The 23,948-nt window shown below is 38.9% G+C and carries 17 protein-coding genes; 13 read left to right on the top strand and 4 right to left on the bottom strand.

Going from position 1 to position 23,948, the window contains the following annotated elements:
• Positions 1-125 precede the first annotated feature (125 nt).
• The 9 genes from SJY45_RS06150 to SJY45_RS06190 all read left to right on the top strand — a co-directional run bounded on the left by SJY45_RS06150 (position 126) and on the right by SJY45_RS06190 (position 12,927).
• A complete protein-coding gene (locus SJY45_RS06150) occupies positions 126-1,823 on the top strand; it encodes an OstA-like protein (RefSeq protein ID WP_400074305.1) in 1,698 nt (565 codons plus the stop codon).
• On the top strand, positions 1,820-3,001 hold the full coding sequence (locus tag SJY45_RS06155) for an aspartate aminotransferase family protein (protein ID WP_400073662.1): 1,182 nt from the start codon (positions 1,820-1,822) through the stop codon (positions 2,999-3,001). Before SJY45_RS06150 ends, SJY45_RS06155 begins: the two co-directional genes overlap by 4 nt.
• Before the next feature lie 97 nt (positions 3,002-3,098).
• On the top strand, positions 3,099-4,499 hold the full coding sequence (locus tag SJY45_RS06160; protein WP_400073663.1) for a tetratricopeptide repeat protein: 1,401 nt from the start codon (positions 3,099-3,101) through the stop codon (positions 4,497-4,499).
• A gap of 115 nt (positions 4,500-4,614) precedes the next feature.
• The gene (locus tag SJY45_RS06165) at positions 4,615-5,529 is read left to right on the top strand and encodes a DUF368 domain-containing protein (protein ID WP_303406208.1); all 915 of its coding nucleotides are present in this window, start codon (positions 4,615-4,617) and stop codon (positions 5,527-5,529) included.
• Positions 5,530-5,540: 11 nt separating this feature from the next.
• On the top strand, positions 5,541-6,575 hold the full coding sequence (locus tag SJY45_RS06170; RefSeq protein ID WP_400073664.1) for a DUF368 domain-containing protein: 1,035 nt from the start codon (positions 5,541-5,543) through the stop codon (positions 6,573-6,575).
• A 31-nt stretch (positions 6,576-6,606) separates the two neighbouring features.
• Entirely contained in the window at positions 6,607-7,347 is a 741-nt protein-coding gene (locus SJY45_RS06175; RefSeq protein ID WP_400073665.1) for a shikimate dehydrogenase family protein, read from the top strand.
• 191 nt (positions 7,348-7,538) lie between these two features.
• A complete protein-coding gene (locus tag SJY45_RS06180; RefSeq protein WP_400073666.1) occupies positions 7,539-9,668 on the top strand; it encodes a DUF349 domain-containing protein in 2,130 nt (709 codons plus the stop codon).
• Between the two features lie 168 nt (positions 9,669-9,836).
• On the top strand, positions 9,837-11,375 hold the full coding sequence (locus tag SJY45_RS06185; RefSeq protein WP_400073667.1) for a sulfatase: 1,539 nt from the start codon (positions 9,837-9,839) through the stop codon (positions 11,373-11,375).
• A gap of 199 nt (positions 11,376-11,574) precedes the next feature.
• Positions 11,575-12,927: a TrkH family potassium uptake protein gene (locus SJY45_RS06190; protein ID WP_400073668.1), complete on the top strand. Its 1,353-nt coding sequence runs from the start codon at positions 11,575-11,577 to the stop codon at positions 12,925-12,927.
• A gap of 30 nt (positions 12,928-12,957) precedes the next feature.
• Here the strand turns inward: SJY45_RS06190 and SJY45_RS06195 are convergent, their stop codons facing one another.
• From SJY45_RS06195 to SJY45_RS06210, 4 genes are read right to left on the bottom strand one after another with little or no spacing between them, the layout of a single operon-like run.
• A complete protein-coding gene (locus SJY45_RS06195) occupies positions 12,958-14,364 on the bottom strand; it encodes a TolC family protein (RefSeq protein WP_400073669.1) in 1,407 nt (468 codons plus the stop codon).
• The gene (locus tag SJY45_RS06200) at positions 14,361-15,710 is read right to left on the bottom strand and encodes an HlyD family secretion protein (RefSeq protein WP_400073670.1); all 1,350 of its coding nucleotides are present in this window, start codon (positions 15,708-15,710) and stop codon (positions 14,361-14,363) included. Before SJY45_RS06200 ends, SJY45_RS06195 begins: the two co-directional genes overlap by 4 nt.
• A gap of 6 nt (positions 15,711-15,716) precedes the next feature.
• Positions 15,717-17,378 carry a peptidase domain-containing ABC transporter gene (locus SJY45_RS06205; RefSeq protein ID WP_289039813.1) on the bottom strand — a complete coding sequence of 554 codons (1,662 nt, stop codon included), beginning with the start codon at positions 17,376-17,378 and terminating at the stop codon, positions 15,717-15,719.
• Entirely contained in the window at positions 17,371-18,057 is a 687-nt protein-coding gene (locus SJY45_RS06210; RefSeq protein WP_400073671.1) for a TetR/AcrR family transcriptional regulator, read from the bottom strand. Before SJY45_RS06210 ends, SJY45_RS06205 begins: the two co-directional genes overlap by 8 nt.
• Positions 18,058-18,637: 580 nt before the next feature.
• Here SJY45_RS06210 and SJY45_RS06215 point away from each other — a divergent pair.
• The 4 genes from SJY45_RS06215 (at position 18,638) to SJY45_RS06230 (ending at position 23,459) form a co-directional block, all read left to right on the top strand.
• The gene (locus SJY45_RS06215; RefSeq protein ID WP_400073672.1) at positions 18,638-19,477 is read left to right on the top strand and encodes a DUF1837 domain-containing protein; all 840 of its coding nucleotides are present in this window, start codon (positions 18,638-18,640) and stop codon (positions 19,475-19,477) included.
• Positions 19,462-21,576 carry a helicase-related protein gene (locus tag SJY45_RS06220; RefSeq protein WP_400073673.1) on the top strand — a complete coding sequence of 705 codons (2,115 nt, stop codon included), beginning with the start codon at positions 19,462-19,464 and terminating at the stop codon, positions 21,574-21,576. Before SJY45_RS06215 ends, SJY45_RS06220 begins: the two co-directional genes overlap by 16 nt.
• A gap of 159 nt (positions 21,577-21,735) precedes the next feature.
• A complete protein-coding gene (locus SJY45_RS06225) occupies positions 21,736-22,191 on the top strand; it encodes a hypothetical protein (protein ID WP_400073674.1) in 456 nt (151 codons plus the stop codon).
• Entirely contained in the window at positions 22,179-23,459 is a 1,281-nt protein-coding gene (locus SJY45_RS06230) for a hypothetical protein (RefSeq protein ID WP_400073675.1), read from the top strand. Before SJY45_RS06225 ends, SJY45_RS06230 begins: the two co-directional genes overlap by 13 nt.
• Positions 23,460-23,948 lie beyond the last annotated feature (489 nt).

The following is a 23,948-nucleotide window of genomic DNA, read 5'->3' on the forward strand; positions in this document are numbered from 1 at the left end:
TCTGTAAACCTCCTAAATCTATCCTAAACTATATTGCTTCCTTTAAAAAAAACCTACTTTTGGGCAAAATTCAGATAGCATTGAACCTACTCCGCATTTTTTTGTTCTTCCTTGGCACAACTCTTATAGGCCATGCACAAGAGGAAAAGACTTCCTCTAAGGATACCACACAGAGTAAACAGATCAACATTGTTTACGGTGCCAACTTCACTAAAAACGAAGCCCAATTTCCCGGAGCCTCTATCTTTAGTAAGGATGACAAACAAGTACAATTTGAACACCAAGGAGCAGACCTCTGGTGCGATATTGCCATATATTACCAAAAAGAAAACCGTTTACGTGCTCTGGGCAACGTGCGCTTGCAACAAGGCGATTCCCTAGAAATGACCAGTGGTAAAATTAATTATGACGGAGAAACCAAATTGGCCAAAGCCTTTGAAAGCGTTCTTTTAGAGACTGACCAAAAGAGTAGTAAAGTAACACTTAGGACAGACACATTATATCTAGACAGAGAAAAACAAGAGGCTTACTACAACAGTTTCGGAACCATTGTAGATTCAACCAACACGCTTACCAGTGAAATTGGTCGCTATTTCATGGAACTGGATAAATATCAGTTTCTAGACAGTGTACATATAGACAACCCACAGTATATTGTGGATTCCGAGCAGCTGGACTACTATACTACCTCCAAGAACGCATACATGTACGGCCCTTCTACCATAACCGGAGAAACCTATAAAATCTATTGCGAACGCGGCTTTTACGACACTAAAATTGAAAGTGGCTACGGGATAAAAAACACCCGTATAGACTACAACAACCGTATTATTGAAGGGGATAGTGTTTATTTTGATAAAGCCACAGAATTTGCCTCAGCCACTAACAATATTATAGTAACGGATACGGTAAACAACGGAATTATCCGTGCGCACTATGCCGAGGTCTTTAAGGCGAAGGATTCTGTATTTGCCACAAAACGGGCTGTTTCAATTAGTCTTGTGGAGCAGGATTCACTCTATATGCATGGGGACACCTTAATGATTACCGGAAAACCCGAAAACAGGATACTACGTGCCTTTAGGAACGCAAAATTCTACAAAACCGATTTAAGTGGAAAATGTGATTCCATTCATTCTTCGGAGAAAACAGGAATTACCCAATTGATACGAAATCCGGTTTTATGGAACGGTGATAATCAAATGACGGGAGACAGCATTCACCTGATATCCAACTTGGAAACAGAAAAATTAGACTCGCTCAAAGTATTGGAAAATGCTTTTATTATCTCGTTGGATAGTATAAGTATGACCGGCTACAACCAAGCCAAAGGCAAAGACCTATTTGGTAAATTTGTAGACAACGAGCTTAAATACATAGACTTGGTAAAGAATACCGAAGTTATTTACTACATGTACAATGATGATGAAGAGCTTATAGGTATAGACAAGACCATTTGCAGCAAGATCAATATTGTAATGGCCAATAACGATGTGGAAGACCTTACGTTTTTCATAGAGCCCGATGGCGATATTTTTCCAGAAACGGAACTCCCCGTTGAAAGCAGGAAACTAAAAGGTTTCATTTGGCGTGGTGATGAACGTATAGTAACAAAAGACGATATTTTTGATGAAGATGACAACAACGTTATCCTCCCTATCATAAGAGGTATAGAAAATCCTATAGATATTGATGCCGAAGAGGCGGAACGTTCCGGTAATTCCAATGACCCGGTAAACAATATTCCCCCGGCCAACAACAAAGCTCCGGCCCCTACCCTTAGGCCTAAGGTCAAAAAAGTGACTTCCAGTTCCGTACAATGAAACAAGATTTTTTAAAATATCAGGCGCAAACCTCACCACATCCGTTGGCTTTAGAAGTTTCGCACGCTAAGGGCAGTTATATTTATGACACCAAGGGCAACGCTCATTTAGATTTTGTTGCAGGGGTTTCGGCATGTAGTCTTGGCCATTGTCACCCTAAAGTAGTAACCGCCATTCAGGAACAAACAGAAACCTATATGCATGTTATGGTATATGGGGAGTATGTTCAGCAACCTGCCGTAGCTTACACAAAATTACTAGCATCGCTTTTACCGGATTCTTTGGAGACCACGTATATGGTCAACAGCGGAACGGAAGCCGTTGAGGGCGCCATAAAGCTGGCAAGAAGAGCTACGGGAAGGAGCCAATTACTGGCTGCGCGGCACGCCTACCATGGCAATACCATGGGCAGTTTAAGCCTAATGGGCTATGAAGAACGAAAAAGTGCGTTTAGGCCGCTTCTACCGGATGTAGGTTTTATTGAATTCAATAACGAGGACGATTTAAAAAAAATAACCGAAAAGACGGCCGGGGTCATTTTAGAGACCATACAAGGGGGTGCCGGCTTTATTGAGCCTAAAAACGGGTATTTAAAAAAAGTACGCCAGCGCTGTAACGAAACGGGCACTTTGCTCATTTTAGATGAGATTCAACCTGGTTTTGGCCGTACGGGAAAACTGTTCGCTTTTGAGCATTATGACTGTGTTCCCGATATTTTGGTTACCGGAAAAGGAATGGCTTCCGGACTTCCCGTAGGTGCATTTACCGCATCCCAAAAGCTCATGGCTACCCTACAGGACAGCCCTAAACTAGGCCATATTACCACTTTTGGTGGAAATCCTGTCATTGCAGCGGCCTGCTTGGCCACGCTTAAAGAAATTACGGAAACGCAACTTATCTCTCAAACCCTTATAAAAGAAGTCCTTGTTAGAAAACTGCTTCAACACCGACTAATTAAAGAAATTAGGGGAAAAGGGCTTATGCTGGCTTTGATTCTGGAAAATGCCGAAATAGCCAACCATTTGGTACTAACCTGTGCCAAGAAAGGTTTAATTCTATTTTGGTTACTTTTTGAGCCCAAAGCGGTTCGGATTTCTCCGCCTCTAACCATTTCAACAGACGAGATTGAAAGCGGTTGTGGCATAATCCTTGAAGTTTTAGAAGGTTATAAGCAATAACCTGTTAACTAATTTGTTAATAATATAGGTGTAATCACGTTTAAAAGTGCCATTCAAAAGGCTACTTTTAATAACATAGTTTAACCAAAACGTTCCTATGGCGTTAGAATCCAACGAAAGGCCCAATAGGCCGATTGCCAAGTTTGAATCGATGCTTAAAACCGACGACATCTATTTCTTTGATGCCGAAGATTTTGAAGACATCATACATCACTATTTGAACAACGGCAAAATAGCGCTAGCGAAAAAAGCAATTAAAATTGGTCTGCAACAGCACCCAGATTCTATTGAACTGAAGTTGTTGAATATTGAGGTATTGGTTTTTGAAAACCAACTGGATATTGCGGAGCAGTATCTGGACGAACTTCAAATATTAGACGCTACCAATGAGGAAATCTTTATTCAGCGCGCTAACATATATTCTAAAAAAGACAATCACGAAGCGGCGGTAGCCCTGCTTAACCAAGCCTTGGATTTAGCAGAAAACAGCTTTGATATTCATTCCCTATTAGGAATGGAGTACCTCTTTATGGACGATTTTAAACTGGCCAAAGAGAGTTTCATGCGCTGTGTATCTTTTGATGAACAGGACTACTCCTCACTTTACAATGTTATTTATTGTTTTGAGTTTTTGGAAGATCATGACGGTGCCATCGTGTACTTGAACGATTACCTAGAGCGCAATCCTTATTGCGAGGTAGCATGGCATCAGCTTGGAAAGCAGTATATGTATAAAAAAATGTATACTGAGGCCCTTGCGGCATTCGACTTTGCCATTATATCCGATGACACCTTTATTGGCGCATATTTTGAGAAAGGGAAAGTGCTTGAAAAACTGGGCAAATACAATGAGGCCATTGAGAATTATGAGACTACCATTAAAATGGAGGACCCAACTTCGCATGCATATTTAAGAATAGGCAAATGTCATGAGCGGTTGCAGAATGACGATATGGCCAAGTATTATTACTACCATACCGTTCATGAAGACCCGTTATTGGACAAAGGTTGGTTGGCCATCACCGATTTTTATTATAGAAAGGAAAACTATACAAAAGCCCTTTATTACGTAAACAAGGCTTTGAATATTGATGGTGAAAATCCATTATACTGGAAGAAGTGCGCCTACATTAATGCTGCGCTTAAGAAGTACGATCAGGCAGATTTTGCCTTTAAACAAGCTGTAGACCTAGGCAATTACGAACTAAAGACCTGGCTTAACTGGGCAGATGTTGTCCTTAACAATGAAGACGCTACCAGCGCATTACAGATTTTGGCCCAAGGACAGGAATTCTATCCGGACAATGCAGAACTTAAATACAAAGCGGCCGGTTTTCATTTAGCCAATAATGATATCATTAACGGTCGTATTTGCTTGATGGACGCATTAAAAATAGATATTCAAAAATTACCGCTATTCTTTGAGGAATTCCCTCAGTATACCAAATCCGAGTGGGTTTTAAAAGCTGTAGAAAAAGCCGAAAAATCTTCAAAATAAACAATTAATTACCAAGCCCTTATAATTTTTCTAGTTTAAAATTATAAGGGCTTGGTCCATTTTTTCCTACGTTCAAATTTTAAAAGCTATTTTTGCTTTTCAACGAACAAACCACATGGAAAAAAGAAACTTTTTAGACTATACTTTCATTACCTTAAAAGGTATGGCCATGGGCGCCGCCGATGTTGTACCAGGAGTCTCAGGGGGCACAATTGCCTTTATTTCCGGAATCTACGAAGAACTTATCACCTCTATTAACAATGTAGACCTTTCTCTTTTTAAGGAGCTTAAGGAAAACGGACTAAAAGCCGCTTGGAACAAACTGAACGGAAATTTTCTATTGGCTCTTTTTGCCGGGATTGCCATAAGCGTTCTATCCTTGGCAAAACTAGTAAGTTGGTTGTTGGAAAATAAGCCAATCCTTATCTGGTCTTTCTTTTTTGGACTGGTTATAGCAAGTATTCTACTCGTAGGGAAAGAGGTGCAAAAATGGAACGCAAAAACGATTATTGCTCTAATTTTAGGAGCTGCCGTGGCCTATTACATTACTATTTTACCCCCATCGGAAAGTGCGGATAGCCTTCCCTATCTTTTTCTTTCAGGAGCTTTGGCCATTTGCGCCATGATTCTTCCCGGTATTTCCGGAGCTTTTATTTTGGTCCTGTTAGGATCGTATAAAACCATTATTGATGCCGTTCATAATCTCGATTTTAAGATTATTGGTACTGTAGGTGTTGGGGCTATATTCGGCCTTTTAAGTTTTGCCAAGCTTTTAAAGTGGATGTTCAATAATCAGAAGAACCTAACCTTGGCTTTGCTGACCGGCTTTATAGTGGGGTCGCTTAACAAAATATGGCCTTGGAAAAGAGTATTGGATACCAAAACCATTGGTGAAAAAATCATTACCATAGACGAAAATGTAAGTCCGTTTAATTTTGATGGCGACAATCAACTTATGATTGCTGTTGTAGCGGCATTGGCCGGTTTCTTGGTAATTTTCATCCTTGAAAGAACCGCTTCTAAAAAATAAATCCCCTTTTCATGTACAATACCAGAACATTTCTTGACAAATTCTTTTTGGTCATAAAAGGTCTGTGCATGGGTGCCGCTAATAAAGTGCCCGGTGTTTCGGGTGGTATTGTTGCATTTGTGGGTGGTTTTTACGAAGAGTTTATTTACTCGCTCCAAAAAATAAACCGCAAAGCATTCAAACTATTGCTAAACGGTAGGTTCAAGAGTTTCTTCAGGTATATTAATGGTACGTTTCTCTCCCTTTTGATTTTTGGAATGCTGGTAAGCTATTTTAGTGTTTCCAAACTCTTGGATTATTTCTTGGAGCAAAAAGAACTCTTTGTCTGGGCCGCATTCTTTGGTATGATCCTGGGTTCTATTTATTACATTTCAAAGGACTTTGAACACTGGAACAAAAAAACCATAACGGCCGGCATTATAGGTCTTATTGTAGGTATATCCATAAGTTTTTTAAATCCCGCAAAAGAGAACGACAATCTATTTTTCATTTTCGTTTGCGGTATTATTAGTGTATCCGGTATGACGTTACCGGGTCTTTCCGGCTCCTTTATACTTATTCTTTTGGGTAATTACGTGTTGTTATTGGTAGATTCCGTTAATGCCCTCTACGATACTTTTGCAGAAGTTTTACAAGGCGATTACAGTTTTACCAGCAATAAGGAACGCTTGGACACTTTAATCATTTTGGCCGTGTTTACGGCCGGTTCAGCAACGGGCTTGGTTAGCCTTTCCCATTTTCTGACCTATGTTCTTAAAAACTACAAACACATTACCACGGCCGTTATCATAGGCTTTATAACTGGGTCTCTGGGCGTGGTTTGGCCATGGAAACGCACTATTTTTAAAACCGATGCCTCAGGAGAATTGGTTTTGGATAGCAACGGAAAAGAGATTATAAGCAACTATGAACGTTTCTTTCCTGATGTGACTACTTCGGAAACCTGGTGGGCCTTATTTTTTGTGGTCTTTGGTATTGCCATTTTATTGGTATTGGACTGGTACGGAAAGACACGTAAGAATACGGAGTTAACACAGCAAGCATAAACTATTTTACACTTTAGCCTAAATATTAAAAATGAAAAAAGTACGATTCGGACTAGTAGGTAAAGACATTTCATATTCATTCTCCAGAGGGTATTTCACCCAAAAATTTGCGGATTTAGGTTTGGAGGACCATTCGTACGAAAACTTCGATTTTCAGGCTATTGAAGAAATTCAGGACGTATTGGACAACAACTCGGATATTAAGGGAATGAACGTTACCATTCCGTACAAGCAGGAGGTAATGCCGTTCCTCACAGAGCTAGACCCCGAAGCCGAAAAAATAGGGGCCGTTAATACGATACAGTTCTCTAAAAACGGGCTAAAAGGATTTAATACGGACGCCTATGGGTTTAAAAACGCCATGGCGCCTTTCCTTAAACCGCACCATAATAAAGCGCTTATTTTAGGTACAGGCGGCGCTTCTAAAGCCGTGGCCTATGTTTTGGGTGAACTTGGTATTTCCTATGTTTTCGTTTCAAGAAATTCGGGAAAGAACAAAATAAGTTACGACCAAGTCACCGAAGAGATATTAAAAGAACACACCATTCTTATAAATTGTACGCCCTTGGGAACGCACCCCAATATTGAGCAGCGGCCTGCCCTACCCTATGAATTTATAACTGACCAGCATTTTCTGTTCGACCTGATCTACAACCCGGAAAAAACGGCTTTTCTAACCGCCGGAGAGGCCAAAGGTGCCCAAATTTCCAATGGTTTGCGCATGCTGGAACTTCAAGCGGACCGTTCTTGGGAGATTTGGCAAGAAAGTTAATCCGTCTTTGCTCCCATCACCTTAAACGTAACTACCTAAGACCAAGCACCTTTCGGCTGCCCTGCCATTTTCTGGGCCATAGGAAATATTTCTATCGCACTCAAAAGCTAAAATACCCCCATACCTTTTGATGTTAGATTGGTTGTTAGTATCTTACCCTTGCATTTTGCAAAATCAATATCTCAGAAACGATGGAAGATAAGGAACGGGAACTACAACATAACGTAGGGGAAGAAAACAAAGAAGAAATTACCAAAACTACGGAGCCTACCGCAAATACGGAAGCCTCTGAAGTGGTAGATATTCCTGAAAAAGAACCATCCGGATCACCAGAGGAAAAAGATGCTCCAACAGAGCCTGCAACTACGGAAGCCGCCGAAACCGAAAAAACAGAAGCGGCCCCTTCAAAATCTAATGATGAGGAGGAAGTTGCCACAACTGCCGAAACTAAAGATACCGCTTCCAAAGATGATGATGCCGTACTGGAAGAAATAGATGAGAACAATGCCGAAGATGCCGAGGATACGGACAATCAAGAGCGACACACCATTCCGCTTTTGGACTATCACTCCATGTCTATGGAAAATTTAGTGGGAGAGCTTCAGAAATTGGTCCGTAACGAAAAAGTACAGGCCATTAAAAAGCATGTAGACGGAATCAAGTCAGAATTCGACCTGAAATTTCAAGAATTTATAGAAGGTAAAAAGGAAGATTTTATAAACGGTGGTGGTAACGAAATAGATTTTAGATACAATTCCGTAACCAAAAGGCAGTTTAACGAGGTGTATTCAGATTACCGTGAAAAGCGGAACCAGTACTATAAATCCCTCGAAAAAAATCTAAAAGAAAACCTTAACAAGCGCCTTGAAATTATTGAAGAACTTAAAAGTTTGGTCAATGTAGATGAGGATATGAACACCACCTACAAGGCGTTCAAAGAACTTCAAGAAAACTGGCGCAATGCAGGTCCTATTCCAAGAACGGAATACAACAATGTATGGCGCACCTACCAGCACCATATTGAGATTTTCTATGATTTCCTTCATCTAAACCGTGAGTTGCGCGACCTTGATTTTAAGCACAACCTAGAAGAAAAGGAAAAACTGGTGGCCCAAGCAGAACTATTGGCCAAAGAACCGGATTTAACCATTGCATTTAGGGATTTACAGACGTTACATAAAATCTGGAAGGAAGATATTGGGCCCGTTGGCCAAGAGCACCGCGAGGAAATCTGGGAACGGTTCAGCAATGCCACTAAGGTTTTACACCAAAGAAGGCAGGACCATTACAAGGAATTGGATGCCCAATACGAAAAAAACCTTGTTGCCAAAAACGAAATTATAGCGGCCATCCAAGCTATGTCCGCCAACGTGGCCACCAGTCACAAAGCACTACAGCAACAGATTAAAAAACTGGAAGAGCTTAGAAATGCCTTTTTTGCTGCCGGAAAAGTACCTAGAAATCAAAATGAAAAAACTTGGGACGCCTTTAAAACTGCGGTACGCAATTTTAACCGAAGCAAGAACGCCTATTATAAGAACCTCAAAAAAGAACAGCAAGAGAACCTGGACAAAAAACGGGCGCTACTTGACCGTGCCGTTGCCTTAAAGGACAGTGAGGAGTGGGATAGCACCACGCCCGAAATGAAGCGCATCCAGAATGATTGGAAGCAAATTGGACATGTACCTAGAAAATACTCGGACAAGATTTGGAAAGAGTTCAAAACGGCCTGTAACCATTATTTTGACCGTTTGCACGCTTTAAAGAACGAAGGCCTTAAGGAAGAACAAGAGAACTTTGAAAAAAAGAGTGCCTGTTTGGAACGGCTATCGGCTTTTGAACTTTCAGGTAAAAGGGAAGACGATTTAAAAACAATCAAAGAGTTTATTGCCGAATGGAAATCCTATGGAAGGGTTCCTTTCAAAAAGAAAAACATTGACCAGAAGTTCAATAAAATCTTGGACGGAATTTTCAAGAAATTAGATATTGACCGTCAAGAATCGGAGTTGCTTAAATACGGTAATAAAATTCAGCAATTGGCAGATGCGGATAATGAGCGTGCCATACAGAACGAGCGTAGTTTTATCCGTAAAAAAATAGAGGAAAGCAAAGCCGAGATACGTCAACTGGAAACCAACCTACAGTTTTTCTCCAATGCCTCAGAGGACAACCCGCTGGTGCGCGATGTGGTAAAACGCGTAGAAGCCCATAAAGAAACGCTTGAAACCTGGAAAGCTAAGTTAAAAAAGCTCAACATTTTAAAGCATGATTTAAACAAGGCCAACGAGGAAGAGGAAGCAGCAAGCGGCGAAGAAGAATAGTTTCTTTTCTTTACTAACTTTTTTATACCCTCAAGTTTCGTATGGACTTTGGGGCAAAATTCTGTGCGGGATTATTTTAATTAAAACGGCGAGAAAATTTTGGAAAAGCGGGTTTGGATTCTTCTCTGTTTAAGATGGTATATACGCTATATTTTGAAACCTGAAAGAATGAAGAACAACAACCAATTGAAGCCAAAATTTTTAGTTTTTACACTATTTTCCCTTTTTAGTTTTACCTCATTTTCGGCCCAGGTCATAGACCAAGATCCGCCTAACATTGTTATTTTTCTGGTAGACGATATGGGACTCATGGATACTTCGGTTCCGTTTCTAACGGATGCCAGCGGTAACCTAAAGAGTTATCCGCTCAATGACTTTTACCGCACGCCAGAGATGGAAAAATTGGCGAGTCAAGGTATTCGTTTTACCAATTTTTACGCCCATTCCGTATGTTCACCAACGCGAACCTCAATTATAACGGGTCAAAACTCGGCCCGACACAGGGTTACCACATGGATAAAATCCGAAGAGGACAATCGTACAGAATATGGCCCAACGGATTGGAATTGGAAAGGAATTACCAAAGAATGGGTTACCCTTCCTAAAATCCTACAGCAGGCCGGCTACAAAACAATCCATGTAGGGAAGGCCCATTTTGGGCCATTTCATAGCGAAGGGGAGAATCCGCTTCATTTGGGTTTTGATGTCAATATAGCCGGTAGCTCCATTGGGCAACCGGGCAGCTATTTGGGTACGGAAGCTTTTGGGCATACCGGAGGGAATAAAAAAAGGGCCGTACCGGGCTTGGAAAAATACCACGGTAAGGATATTTTTCTTACCGAAGCCTTGACCCTAGAGGCCAATTTGGCCATATCCAAAGCCAAAGAAGAAGGCAAGCCGTTTTTCCTGAACATGGCCCATTACGCGGTACATGCCCCGTTTTACTCGGACCCCCGTTTTGCTAAGAACTATGCAAATTCGGACAAATCGGAGAAAGCGCAGGCCTATGCCACCTTGATCGAGGGAATTGACAAATCCTTGGGCGATATTGTACAACATGTAAAGGATTTAGGACTGGGCGAAAATACGCTTATCCTATTCTTAGGCGACAATGGCTCGGATGCTCCCCTACCAATTGAAAACGATTATAGCAGTTCCGCTCCCCTAAAAGGAAAAAAAGGAAATCATTGGGAAGGCGGTATGCGGGTTCCGTTTATTGCATCATGGGTTACTCCTAACAAAGAAGTGGCATCCCAAGAGAAATTACCCATTGCCCAAAATGCCGTTCAGCAACAGATAGGTACGGTTTTGGATATTTTTTCAACCCTCTGCCATGTGGCGGATACAAACGTTCCTGAAAATTATGTTACGGACGGGTTCGATTTAAAAGAGCAGTTAAGGGGACAGAAAAACAACCAGCGTAACGAAGTTTTCCTTAATCATTTTCCGCATAGCCACCGCTCCAACTATTTTTCCAGTATGGTTGATGGCAATTGGAAGATCGTGTACCATTATCAGGTAGAAGAATCACCCCGGTATGAGCTGTTCAACCTAGCGGAAGACCCTTTTGAAACCCATAATTTATCAAAAGAAAACCCTGAACAACTTCAACAGATGGTAACCACTCTATCTAGCGAGCTAAAGAGCAAAAACGCACTCTATCCGGAAAAAGGGCAGCACACTTTAGAGGTGATAGCTCCCCAATAATGTTAAAATACATTGTTTTACCATTAGCCTAGAATAGCCCAAAAAAGAGGTGTAATTCCTTAACCGAAACCGCTAAATTCATTAATTTTGCCCTGCAAAATAACACTTGATGTGTAGCCTTGACACCTAGGTAAAGATTACTCTTTCCTCTTTGCCCTTATGACTGACTCCACACACTCTGTTCTAGGTCATTATAAAAATGAAAAGTACGTTTTACAAAAAATTATCTCTTTGGTATCGAAAATTTCAAATTAGCAAATCGCCTCAAATGAATTTGGTCTGGGGGTTCTTTTTATATACCCTTGTGGGATTTATTCTGCTCTCCATTCCCCTATTCCACAAGACCGATATTTCTTTTTTGGACAATTTATTCATCGCCACTTCCGCAATTTCTACTACGGGACTTGTCACGCTGAGCATATTTGACTCCTACAACTTTATGGGCCAGTTCATTATCATGGTCCTTATACAAATAGGCGGTATTGGTTATATGACCTTAACCACCTATTATCTAATGTTTACCACCAAAAAAATAACGCACTGGCATAACAAATTAATAGGAACGGAATTTACATTGCCAGATACCATACAAATCAAGGATTTTATAAAAAGTGTAATTGTCTTTACCCTATTTATGGAAACTATAGGAGCCGTTCTTTTCTACTTTGCATTTACAGATACAGGTATGGGAAGTTTAAAGGCTATATGGTTTTCTATCTTTCATAGTATATCATCCTTTTGTACCGCAGGGTTCGCACTGTTCAATGATGGTTTTGAGAGTTTCCATGATAATACCTTTATAAATACAATTGTTGCCTTATTGGCCATTGCCGGGTCCTTAGGCTTTATTGTAATTACGGATTTATGGTACCGCATTACCGGAAAATCTAAAGAAATTTCATTTACGACCAAAATTATCGTGTACGGGTTCACGCTCCTTCTATTTCTTGGGACCACCCTTATTTTTACCACGGAATCAGAAGCACATTTGGGGCCTAACCATACACTTATGACCTCTTTCTTTCAGGCCATGTCTGCGATGACAACGGTTGGTTTCAACACCACTGCCATTGGAGACCTCTCTTTGCCTATTTTATTGTTCATTACCTTTCTCATGTATATTGGTGCATCACCTTCCGGTACCGCGGGCGGAATGAAAATTACAACCCTCACCGCTATGCTCTCCATTCTAAAAAGTAGGCTTTTGGGCCAGGAAAAGATTACGTTCTTAAATAGGTTGATACCCTTTGAAAGAATTTATGTGGCCACCTCTACATTTATGCTCTATACGAGCTTGATTTTTTTGTTTTCTTTTCTGTTGTCCTACAGCGAAGACTTTTCTTTTGAGCGTATCCTTTTTGAAGTCGCTTCGGCATTGGGCACTGTGGGATTGAGTACAGGTATAACAGGTGAACTCTCCCAAGTGGGCAAGCTATTGCTAATTGCCCTTATGTTTATCGGTCGCGTTGGTGTACTTACTTTTGGCTTTGCATTACTCCGTCAGAAAAGGGAGGAATCCAAAAAAATAAGACGCGATGATTTAGCTGTCTAAAAGTTAATACCCTCTAAAGAGCCTAACAACCTACAAATCCTTAGGATTCACCCCAATGGAGTTGAACAATTTGGCTTTCGCCGAAAAGAACTTGTTCTGTACCGCATTCCTTTTCAGTTCGGCATCTATGAGTTTGCTTTCCCTAGAGTTGACCAAAAACAGGGAACTCTCCCCAAACCCGAACTTTCGTTCTTCGGCAGCTACGAGGGTGTTGTAGTTGAGCACCACATCGTCCATTAGAACGTTTTGTTTCTCAAAGGATTCTAGTTCACGGTAGAGCCCTACAATTTTGTTCTTGATCCGTATTTCGGCATCATCCAGCTCAAACTGGGCATTCTGTAATTTCATTTTTGCCAGCTTTAAATCGCCCCGTTCTTTTCTTAGAAAAAGTGGCACACTAAAGGCCACGCCACCTTTGTAGGCTTCGGTAGTAAGACTGGAAAGGTATTCCGGTTTCTCCGTTAGAAAGTTATACTGCAACTCAATTTTAGGCAATAGTTTATTGGCCTTCAGTCGTTTTTCTACGGTGAGGCCGTCAATTTTAAACTCCAAGGACTTAAGCTTCGGGTGGTTGGCTATGGAAAAACTATCCAAAGGCATTCCCATAATTTCCAAAGTAGTATCTATGGCGCCCGCCAAATTAGCTTCGGGAATTACGTTGGGCTGCAGTTCTACCGGCATATTATCACCCATCCACAGAAAATTGGACAACTCCAGTGCACTTTTCATAAAACGTACCTTGGCCTGCTCCAAATTCAGCTCACGGTCTTGCATGGTAATTTTGGCCTCCACAGTATCTATGGCAGCCACTTCTCCCGCCAGGGCACTCTTTTTTACTCCTTCAAAACGCATTTCGGCATTTGCCAGAAAATCAGTGTACACTTGTTTGTCTTGATAGGCATGCAACCAGTTAAAATAGGCCAACGATGCTTCAAAAAGTACCTCGTTCACTTGCAGGTCTCGCTCTACCAAAGAACGCTCCTTAAAAATTTTGGCCTGCTTTAACGTAGCCATACGCTCATTAATCCAAAGCCCCTGCCCTACGGACATGGAAACCCCGGCACTGTAGAGTCCGTCATCCGGGACGGTTTGATCAGGGTTTAGGTACACCCCTTCGTTCTGCTCAAAATTTCCTTTTAGCTCAACCCCGTACCAAGTAGGAATCTTGAACGTGGCGTTCAGGCGGTCATAATATTCCGTACCCTTAAACTCCTTTCGGTCATAATCTACCTCAATTTTGGGGTCGAATCCCCCACGGGAACTCATTAATTGGGCCTGTCCCATTCCTATATTCAGTTGGGCCTGTTTAGCTATGGGGTGGTACTTTTTTACATACCCCAAGTATTCGTTAAAACCCAATACCACCTCCCCGGGCTGTTGTGCCTGTGCAGCAAAACAGCAAACCCAAAAGAAGCAAAACCATATGTTCCTTATCATTTTTCCTTTTTTGCGGTGGATTGTTCAGGCTGATAATAATTAGGCGGGAATCCGTTTATCTGGCGCCATAGCTCGTACCAAATAGGCACATCTTCTAAAAGTGCAATGGTACTGGCTCCGGAACCTACCCTCATTTCTTTGGGCCACTCCTGCTCTTCCGGGTCCGGTGCGATCAATACCCTATATTTTCCGTTGGGATCAATAAACGTTTCTACGGCCACAATGGTTCCTCCAAAAGTACCGTAAGAGGCATTGGGCCACCCGCTAAACACAATGGCCGGCCAACCATCAAACTGTATGCGGACTTTCTCGCCCACGTGTACCAAAGGCAAGTCCATGGGACTTACAAAGGTCTCCACCGCCATTTCAAAATCGGACGGCATAATTCCCACCAAACGATCGCCTTCTTTAAAGTTCTGACCAATACCGCCCTGTACGGCCTTATTGATGTATCCGCTCTGGGGTGCGGTTATATAGTACATGCCCGTGCGTATTTCATAATTGGCATACTGGTTCTCTAGCTTGCTTACCTGCGCCTCGGAATCAAACTGACTGGACTGTGCCGTGTACATATCGCTCTGTGCCTTTGAAATTTTATCCGTGTACTCTACTTGTACACGATTTACTTCCATTTCGGCATTTAGGACCTCGTTTTTGGCGGCCAGTAATTTGTTCTCTTGAGAAATAAGCTTGGCCTGGGTTTCTTGCAGCTTCAATCGTTTCGCCTCCACATCGGTCATAGATTTTAGGCCTTCTTGCTGCAACTGCTCAATACGGTTGTACTGCCGCTCCGCAATCTGCAGGTTGGTATGGGCAGCCTCCAAGTCTATACTATCGCTCTTTACCTTTAACTTGGATTGTAGCAACTTGTTCTTTGCCTGCTCCAGTTTTAGGCCACGCTCATTGTTCAAAGCGGCAATCTGGTTGTTCAAGGCGCTTACTTTACCTTGGTAGGACTCTACGGACCTGCTTTTGGCCTGGATCTGTTGTCCGGTACGTTCTACCAAACGGGGGTCAAAATACTCGTTCTTAACTTCGGAGATATGTAAGATGGTATCGCCCTTCTCTACGTAATCGCCCTCTTGTACGTACCATTTTTCAATACGTCCCGGAATGGGCGATTGTATGCTCTGCGGGCGGTGCTCCGGACTTAAAGTAGTTAGGTTACCCGTACCACGAACACTCTGCGTCCACGGAATAAAAAGCAGGATAAACCCAAAAAGTGCGGAACCCAACAAAAACCGGTTCAGGTGCTTGTAGTGCCTTTGGTGGAACACCCGGTCCGTAGACTTATAGCCCGTTAGGTGTACCGTTTTATTAAGGGGGTTTTTAGAAATATTAAGCATAGTTTCTTATGTTATGGCTATAATTCGGCCTTGGTCCATGGTTATGATTTGTTTGCAGGTCTCCATCCACCTCAGGTCTTGGCTTACGACTACCAGTGCCCAAGGATTGGCGGGATCGCCCAGGAAATTCATAAGGCGTTCAGATTCCACTTGATCAAATTGGTTGAGTGGATCGTTCAGTAAGAGCAATTTTGGTCTGCGTACCACACTACGCGCCAGTACGATCTTTCGTGCCACGGTATACGGTATCTGCTGCCCTTCCGGATAGATAATGGTATTTAGCCCGTCCGGTTGTTCCTTTACGAACTGCAACAGCCCCACATTTTCCATGGCCCAATGCAGGTCTTTGTGGGAAATGGTACTATCGCCATAGGTAATGTTCTCTAGAATGGTACCCTCAAACGGACTCTCCTCTGTCATGGACTGGCCCAAGAAAGACCGGTAATGGTTAGGGTTGATTCCGCTTAGCGAAAAATCGTTCGCATAGATATTCCCTTCCGTAGGTTCTATGATACCCGCGATCAACCGTAATAAGGTAGACTTGCCCGAGCCGTTGGAACCAATAATCTGGTACCTAGATCCGGGTTCTATTTTTAAGGAAATATCGTGTAAAATTTCATGCTCTTTGGTACCAAAGGAAACCCTGTCCAGTTCTACCGTTAGGCTGCCTTCTTCGGTTAATGGACGCTCTCCGTCCTGTTTTTCCAGATCGCGGTCTACCACCTGCCCCATTTTCTCCAAGGAGGTCAACAGGTCATAAAAAGTCTCCAGCCCACGTATCAGTTTTTCCACGGAGGTAATTACCAAAAGAATAATGATTTCCGCCGCCACAAACTGCCCAATGTTCATTTCTTGATTCAGTACCAACAGCCCCCCAATAACTAGAAGTCCCGCTGTTACCAACACCTTAAAACCGATCATTTGTATAAACTGAAGTACCAACACCCTAAAATGGCTCTCACGCGCCTGTAGGTAGTCTTCCACCAGCATATCATTCTTATCTACGGCAAGACTGGTTCTCCCGGAAAGTTTAAAACTCACCAATGAACGCGCCACCTCTTGGATCCAATGCGCCACTTTATATTTGCGCTTAGACTCGTCCAAACTGGTATCCATACCCTTTTGTACCGTAAAACGGAACACCACATAGATCAATAACAGCAAAAGCATACCGTAGATAATAAAAAACGGATGGTAGAAAGATAACAGCAACAGGCCAAAAACAATCTGTAACAATGCCGCCGGAAAGTCCAATAAGAGTTTGGATAGCCCCTTTTGCACGTTTAGTGTATCAAAAAAACGGTTGGCCAACTCGGGCGGATAGTAATTGCGCAGCTCGCTCATCTTTATTTTTGGAAAGCGATAAGTAAACTCAAAAGACGCCCGCGTAAATATCTTCTGCTGCATATTCTCAATAATACGGATCTGCATTAATTGCAAAATACCGGCAAAGGCCACACCACCGGTAACCAAAATAACCAGAACGATCCATGAGGTGCTAATTTCCGCGCCCTGTATTAAGTTAATGATAGACTGTATACCCAACGGAAGCGAAAGGTTTACCAAACCGGCAAAAATGGCGTAATAAAAAATCTGTAACACATCTCTTTTATCCAGTTTTAGCAAGCCCATAAGGCGCTGCCATGCCGTTAATACGTTTTTAACCATTTGGTTTTTTGTTTAAAGAATTAAATACCAGTTCTGTAAAGTATTGGGTTGGGTCTCCTTTTTCATGGCAGTCCGTTAGGGAAGGAAAATGGTCCTTTAAAAAATATTGGTGCAAGGAACCTTCCAAGACCGTACTGGCCAAACTACTAGGATATGGGTACGAGGCATCTACCTCTTTGATCATGGTACTAAGGCGGTCTACCAACCTTTTATAGATTACAAAATAACCCTCCTTATTATTGGTGTCCACCTCTTTGGTCAAATAAGATTTAGAATACTCGTTAATAACAATGTGGGTTAAAAAAACCTCGTTAATGTGCGAGATATTGCTATCTACCTCCGTAGGTTGGGTAACGATGGCCAAGGCCGTTTTTAATTTCTCACTAGCATCTTTCATGCTATTGGTAGAGAAAACCAATTTGTACTCCAACCAGCTCCAATACCATGAGGTAAGGTACAACAACATTTTGTGTTTGTTCTCAAAATAGCGGTAGATAGAACTTTCATTGCTTTTAATTTTAACGCCCAACTTTTTAAAGGTGAAGGCCTCAAAGCCTATTTCATGGATCAATAGGATACTTTCCTCCACAATGCGCTTGCCCAAAGTGGTAGACTGTGGGTCTTTAATGTATAGCTTGTCATTAACCCCTATGTGAATTGATTGTAAAAGACGTTCCATGGTTAAAATAATAGTTACGCTAGCAAATATAATAGTATTACTATTACAACTTAAAAGTTTAACTTTTATTTTAGATGTAACTACTATTATTTACAGCTGAAGTACTGCTATTTTATGGGGATGAAAAAAAAGGGATTGTTTTTTTACGAATTCCTAAACAGTGCCTTACATCTATAAATTCTGATGTTTGGTCGAAAAACACTACAAAAACAGCAATTGTAAAACGGACACTTACTTGTATCTCAACTTAATTCTTGATATTTAAAGTTCTGTAGGAAAGTAACGTTTGGGTTTGAGCGAAAATGATGCTATGAGTTGTAACACAAGTTCTCAGTTAAATTTCGACCACATTTTTTTTGTGATTACACTTTTCCGTAAAATCATAACATTTAAAACGGAGATATTTGTAGCACACCGCTTAACCAACCTTATGTTCACAAAAACAGGAGTGGGCATATAATGCCATAAAGACTAATGAACTTTAAAAAAGTAATTTATTTAACCCCAAACCTGATGGTTATATGGAATTTGCCCTATATCCATTAGTTGCCCACAAGCTAAAGAAATAACCAACTAAGAAATGAATCTACAATTTTTAAAGCTACTTTACCATACAAATGAAGTTCCAATAGGTATGACAGGACTCTGTTGTGGATTTGAAGCTGGTGAATGGAGACATAAGCAATTTTCTGAATTTTTATTTGACCGCCACTTATTAGACTTTGCTCTAAAATTTTCTGAATATGAAAATTTAAACTATTTAGATGCTACAAATAAACTCAAAAAAGCTGCCAAATTAATCTATCAAAAATATCATTCTAGACGAGGTGAATTTGGAGAATTAATATTGCATAGCATTATTAAAGAATGTTATAAAACAACACCTGCAATAAGCAAAATACACTTTAAAGATGGACCCAATGAAACTGTAAAAGGCTTTGATGCAGTTCACGTTTTAGAGGTTGATAATCAATTAGAGCTTTGGCTTGGAGAAGTTAAGTTTTATAGTAATATTTCCAATGCAATTCGAGATGTTGTTCCAGAGATTAAAGACCATTTAGAAAATAACTATCTACGAAATGAATTTATCGCGATAACAAATAAAATAGATGAAAAATTTCCTTTAAAGGATAAATTAAAAAAACTAATCAACCCTTATACCTCATTAGATGAAATATTTTCTTCAATAAGTATTCCTGTTCTTTTAACTTATAATTCAAATACAACAAAGGATATCACAAAATTTACGGACGAGTATATTGACAAAATCAAACCTGAACTTGAAAAAATATTTGAATCATTTAAAAATAAAATTGGAGATATAGATTTGAAAATTCATCTATTTCTGCTTCCAATGAAAGAAAAAATAGAATTAACTGCATCACTTGACGAAAGACTTAACGTATGGCAGAACTTATAGAAATATCTCAACTAATTAAACTTATTGAAACAGAAGAGAGTTTTGGAAATCGTGAATTTGACATAGCAAAATCTATTTCTTACTATTACAATAAGCGCAATATTCAAGCAAACGATTTAATCCTTTTTGCCTTAAATTTCAAATATAAATTCAAATTTACAAGTGGAATTATAAATGATTTAGCTCGCGAACTAGGTTTGTTCCCATACTTAAACCCAGAAGAACTTTCTTTAGAGGATTTAATAGCTTACGAATTTCATAGACCTGAGGGAAAAAAAATAGAAAATATAGTTTTTCACAAAATACAAGCACAAATTTATTATTCTTTATTAAATGGAGAAAATGTAATTCTAAGTGCACCAACAAGTTTTGGCAAAAGCTTATTAATAGATGCAGTAATTGCTATAGAAAAATATGAAAATATCGTAATAGTTGTCCCAACTATTGCGCTAATCGATGAAACTCGTAAAAGGCTATCTAAATTTAAAGAATCTTATAAAGTAATAACCCATAGTAGTCAGACAATATCAGAAAAAAACATTTTTGTATTAACACAAGAAAGAGTTCTAGAGATTGTTCCTGATGATATTGATATTGATTTTTTCGTTATTGATGAATTTTACAAAATAAACTTTACAACTTCAGACTTAAATAGGACTATTGCTTTAAATCAAGCTTTTTACAAACTTTTAAAAAAAGGAGCTCAGTTCTATTTATTAGGCCCAAATATTGAAAATATTAATAATAGCTATTTTCCAAATGAGGTAACTTATAAATATATTAGAACAGATTATAAGACTGTCATTAACCGTAGAATAAAAGTTAATTATGATGGAAATCCTATTGATAAGTTAATTGAATTATGTTCAGAATTAGATGGCCAAACTTTAATTTATTGTAAATCCCCACGAAGTATAAATCAGCTTGCTAAGGCTCTATTTTTAAGTGGAATTTTTAAAAAGAATAAAAGTGTAGAGAAGTTATCAAATTGGATACGTTCCGAATTTCACACAGAATGGTATTTAGCCGATTATTTAGAATTTGGAATTGGTTTGCATCACGGAAGATTACCTCGTTCTCTTTCTCAGATCATATTAGATAAATTTAATAATGACGAGCTGAACGTTCTCTTATGTACAAGTACAATTATAGAAGGTGTTAATACAAAAGCTAAAAATGTTATTATTTATGATAATAAGGTAGCTCAAAATAAGTTTGATTTTTTTACTTATAATAATATTTGCGGTCGTTCAGGAAGAATGTTTGAACATTTTATAGGTGATGTTTATTTATTTCACGATGCACCTATCGAAGAATTACCTTTAGTTGATTTTCCTTTATTTACTCAAGGCGAAAACACCCCAGATAGATTATTACTTCAATTAAACGAAGAAGACTTAAATAAAAATTCCAAGAGTATTGTAGATGAGATAAAATCGAATTCAGAATTATCTTTTGAGACATTAAAAAGTAATTCTAATATAGAGCCTTCGTTTCAAAATGATTTAGCTAAAGTTATTTTAGATTATGAACAAAATATAAGATGGCATTATCCAGATTACAAACAACTTGAAGCAGTATGCTTTCTTATTTGGGAACATTTTATTGCACCTTCAAATTCTAAAGCTTTTATTAAATCTTATAAACAATTAACCTTCAAGATCTATCAAGTTATGCGTTATAAGGATATAAAGACTTTACTAGCGCTAGAAGTTGCCAATAAAACAAATAAAGACGAGATTAATAAAGCTATCGAAGCTGAAATTAATTTTATTAAGTACTGGCCTCAATACCATTTCCCAATATATTTAAAAAACTTACAATCTATTGCTAACGAGGTTTTTGAAAACAACAATAAAGAACCAATTGATTATTCATATTTTGCAAGTCAACTAGAAAGTCTTTTTACAAATAGCAACTATAATATTCTAGAAGAGTATGGACTTCCTATTCAAGTTTCAAAAAAAATTCAAGGTGCTCTAGAAAACACTGACAATTTAGATGATTTATTGGAAATTATATCCAAGCTAAATATTGAGAATTTAGCACTAACTGAATTTGAAAAGGAAATATTGTTGAATATGAAAGAATATATTTAAAAAAGTCAGTTGCAAACAATGTATAAAATAATAGCGGTTTAATCGCTAAAACGAAACTAAGTAAATATAAAAAAGGTCTGTGCTTAACCGAAAAGTTAGCGTTTAAAAACCCGCTACTATTCTTATACTAGACTGTTAGCACCAATACTGAAAAAACCAATGTCATATAAACAAGATACAGAATTAGAAGTAAAAGTTAAGATAGACGATAAGGATGACATTTGTAAATACATTGTTTCATCACAACATCGTAAGAGTAAAGGAAACGCTAAAAAAAGTATTTGGAGTATTTCTCAAAAAGAGGAATTTGAATGTTTCGGTTTTTCCAAAGTAAATAAGTGGTGTAAAAATCATTGTGGTTGGGGAATTCACCTTGTTAATAATAGTTTAGGAGTTTTAGGCTACAACAAAGTAAAAGATGAAACGAAGGAATTAAAGTTTGCTAAATTTATCGATGGTAATAAAAATAAAACTTGGCACGGATATCCTGCTGATTATATGACTAAAGTACAAGATATACCTTCAACTAATGTTTTATATGCCTGGGTGCAAAATGGTTATATTACAAAAGCAAAAATGAGAAAAATTTTACAAGGACAAAGATGCAACCTTTAAAAATATCAATATTAGGAGATTATTTTGACTGCCAAATTTATAGAGGCAGACTTTATCTATGGACTTTTGACGGAGATTTAAAAGTTTATGATTGGAATAGTCTGGTTAAATCTCTAATTAAAAAAGATACTGATAAAATCGCTCTTACGTTTAGCTTTCTTGATGGAAACTATTTGTATAAATCTGACTTAATTGAGCTTTTTAAAGACAAAGATTTTAAAACCTTACTCTTAAAAAAATTTAAAAATTTAGAGAAACAATCATTTGAACTTACAGAAAAGAAAATCAGTAAGTTCCTAATCGGAGAACAAACAACACCAAAAGGAACGATTCCGACTGATACAGAAATCTACAGCAATAAATTATATTTTATTACTGACGAGGGACTTTTTAGTGGTTCTGTTCATCGAAGTAAGTCTGAAAAATACGCTGTAAGTTCAAGACCGAAAAAATTATGGGATTGCAATTTATTATCTATTAAAGCAAATAAATATCCTCAATTAGCATTGTCTGGTGGAGATGAAGGACTTTTTGAATTGAATATGGCTAATAACAGTCCTAATAATTTAAAGTTAATTGAAACTCAAAAACCAATTTATCAAGTAAGTGAAAATCATTCTTCATTTTGCAATTATTCACATATAAATATTTTCAACACGTCATTAATTGAAGATTCATTTCTTGCCACTTTCAAATGGGATGAAAATAAAGATGATAGTAGAATTTATCAAAAGTGGCATAGAAATTTCGACAAAAACATAAGTGCAAACGAACTATTTAAAACAGACGAAAAAATAAATAACCGATTTAACATTAGCTGGGGAATTGAAGATAAAATTTACAGAGCTACACCAAACGGATTTGAAATTATTAAATTCAATAATTACGCAAATGAAGAAGAAGGCGAAGAAAAGTACAAACGTCTTCAATCTGTAAATCTTCAAGCTTGGAAAGGTCAGATTATAAATGGTGGTTCAGCTTATTTTGGGAATATTATAGAGTGTGAAAATGCTTTAGTGGTAACATTAAGTAATGGTAAGTTTTTGACTATTCCAGGACCAATAACTAAATGGCGAGTTTATCCACGTTCGTTAAATTATGAAAATCATTTACACGTTATCAAAGATGATAGGATAGAGATTTTTTCATTTAATCAAGATTATTTTATTGAACAAGAAGATAAGAGAATTGGAATCGAATTTGACAAATTTAAAAGAGTGAGAAAGCCAACGAATTCGACCACAAGTTTTTTTGCTAATTCAAATTAGAGTATTTTCAATAAAGGTCTTGATTTACCATTTTAGCGGAAAGTACTGGTGCTAACAATGTATATAAAAAATAGCGCAAGTCGTTGCTAACACGAAGTCTTGGGCATTTTTTGGAAGTCCCCCGCTAGCGCAATTGTCACGCTCGTGCCAGCTTGCTTCATTAAAGATAGTGTTCCCGAAGAACTATTAGCTACATTTCATTCCTTGGACCTTCAAACACCTCAAACGGCCTAATAGAATTCCTTTTCGGCAAAAATATAATGACTACTTAGGGTATAATCAAAATTTACATTCCCTCTTCGCCTTCAATTCAAAAAAATGTAGTAATTTTTTACCCGTTAAGGTCTTACGTAAGGCCTACTCCCCAAAACATGTTTCCCCTTTTTATGGTATAGGTGCAAAATTTGAGCTAAAATAGTACACGTAAGAGCGTACCTTAGCTTCGGGTGGTTCTACTCCCATGGGTTACGCCCCACCCCAATGATATCC

Source organism: Zobellia russellii (assembly GCF_044597075.1).
GTDB lineage: Bacteria > Bacteroidota > Bacteroidia > Flavobacteriales > Flavobacteriaceae > Zobellia > Zobellia russellii.

Coding starts and splice junctions, on each gene's coding strand:
- SJY45_RS06190 (WP_400073668.1), top strand. CDS start 11,575: ATGAAAAGTACGTTTTACAAAAAATTATCTCTTTGGTATCGAAAATTT.
- SJY45_RS06185 (WP_400073667.1), top strand. CDS start 9,837: ATGAAGAACAACAACCAATTGAAGCCAAAATTTTTAGTTTTTACACTA.
- SJY45_RS06205 (WP_289039813.1), bottom strand. CDS start 17,378: ATGGTTAAAAACGTATTAACGGCATGGCAGCGCCTTATGGGCTTGCTA.
- SJY45_RS06165 (WP_303406208.1), top strand. CDS start 4,615: ATGGAAAAAAGAAACTTTTTAGACTATACTTTCATTACCTTAAAAGGT.
- SJY45_RS06200 (WP_400073670.1), bottom strand. CDS start 15,710: ATGCTTAATATTTCTAAAAACCCCCTTAATAAAACGGTACACCTAACG.
- SJY45_RS06175 (WP_400073665.1), top strand. CDS start 6,607: ATGAAAAAAGTACGATTCGGACTAGTAGGTAAAGACATTTCATATTCA.
- SJY45_RS06220 (WP_400073673.1), top strand. CDS start 19,462: ATGGCAGAACTTATAGAAATATCTCAACTAATTAAACTTATTGAAACA.
- SJY45_RS06215 (WP_400073672.1), top strand. CDS start 18,638: ATGAATCTACAATTTTTAAAGCTACTTTACCATACAAATGAAGTTCCA.
- SJY45_RS06225 (WP_400073674.1), top strand. CDS start 21,736: ATGTCATATAAACAAGATACAGAATTAGAAGTAAAAGTTAAGATAGAC.
- SJY45_RS06180 (WP_400073666.1), top strand. CDS start 7,539: ATGGAAGATAAGGAACGGGAACTACAACATAACGTAGGGGAAGAAAAC.
- SJY45_RS06160 (WP_400073663.1), top strand. CDS start 3,099: ATGGCGTTAGAATCCAACGAAAGGCCCAATAGGCCGATTGCCAAGTTT.
- SJY45_RS06170 (WP_400073664.1), top strand. CDS start 5,541: ATGTACAATACCAGAACATTTCTTGACAAATTCTTTTTGGTCATAAAA.
- SJY45_RS06230 (WP_400073675.1), top strand. CDS start 22,179: ATGCAACCTTTAAAAATATCAATATTAGGAGATTATTTTGACTGCCAA.
- SJY45_RS06155 (WP_400073662.1), top strand. CDS start 1,820: ATGAAACAAGATTTTTTAAAATATCAGGCGCAAACCTCACCACATCCG.
- SJY45_RS06210 (WP_400073671.1), bottom strand. CDS start 18,057: ATGGAACGTCTTTTACAATCAATTCACATAGGGGTTAATGACAAGCTA.
- SJY45_RS06195 (WP_400073669.1), bottom strand. CDS start 14,364: ATGATAAGGAACATATGGTTTTGCTTCTTTTGGGTTTGCTGTTTTGCT.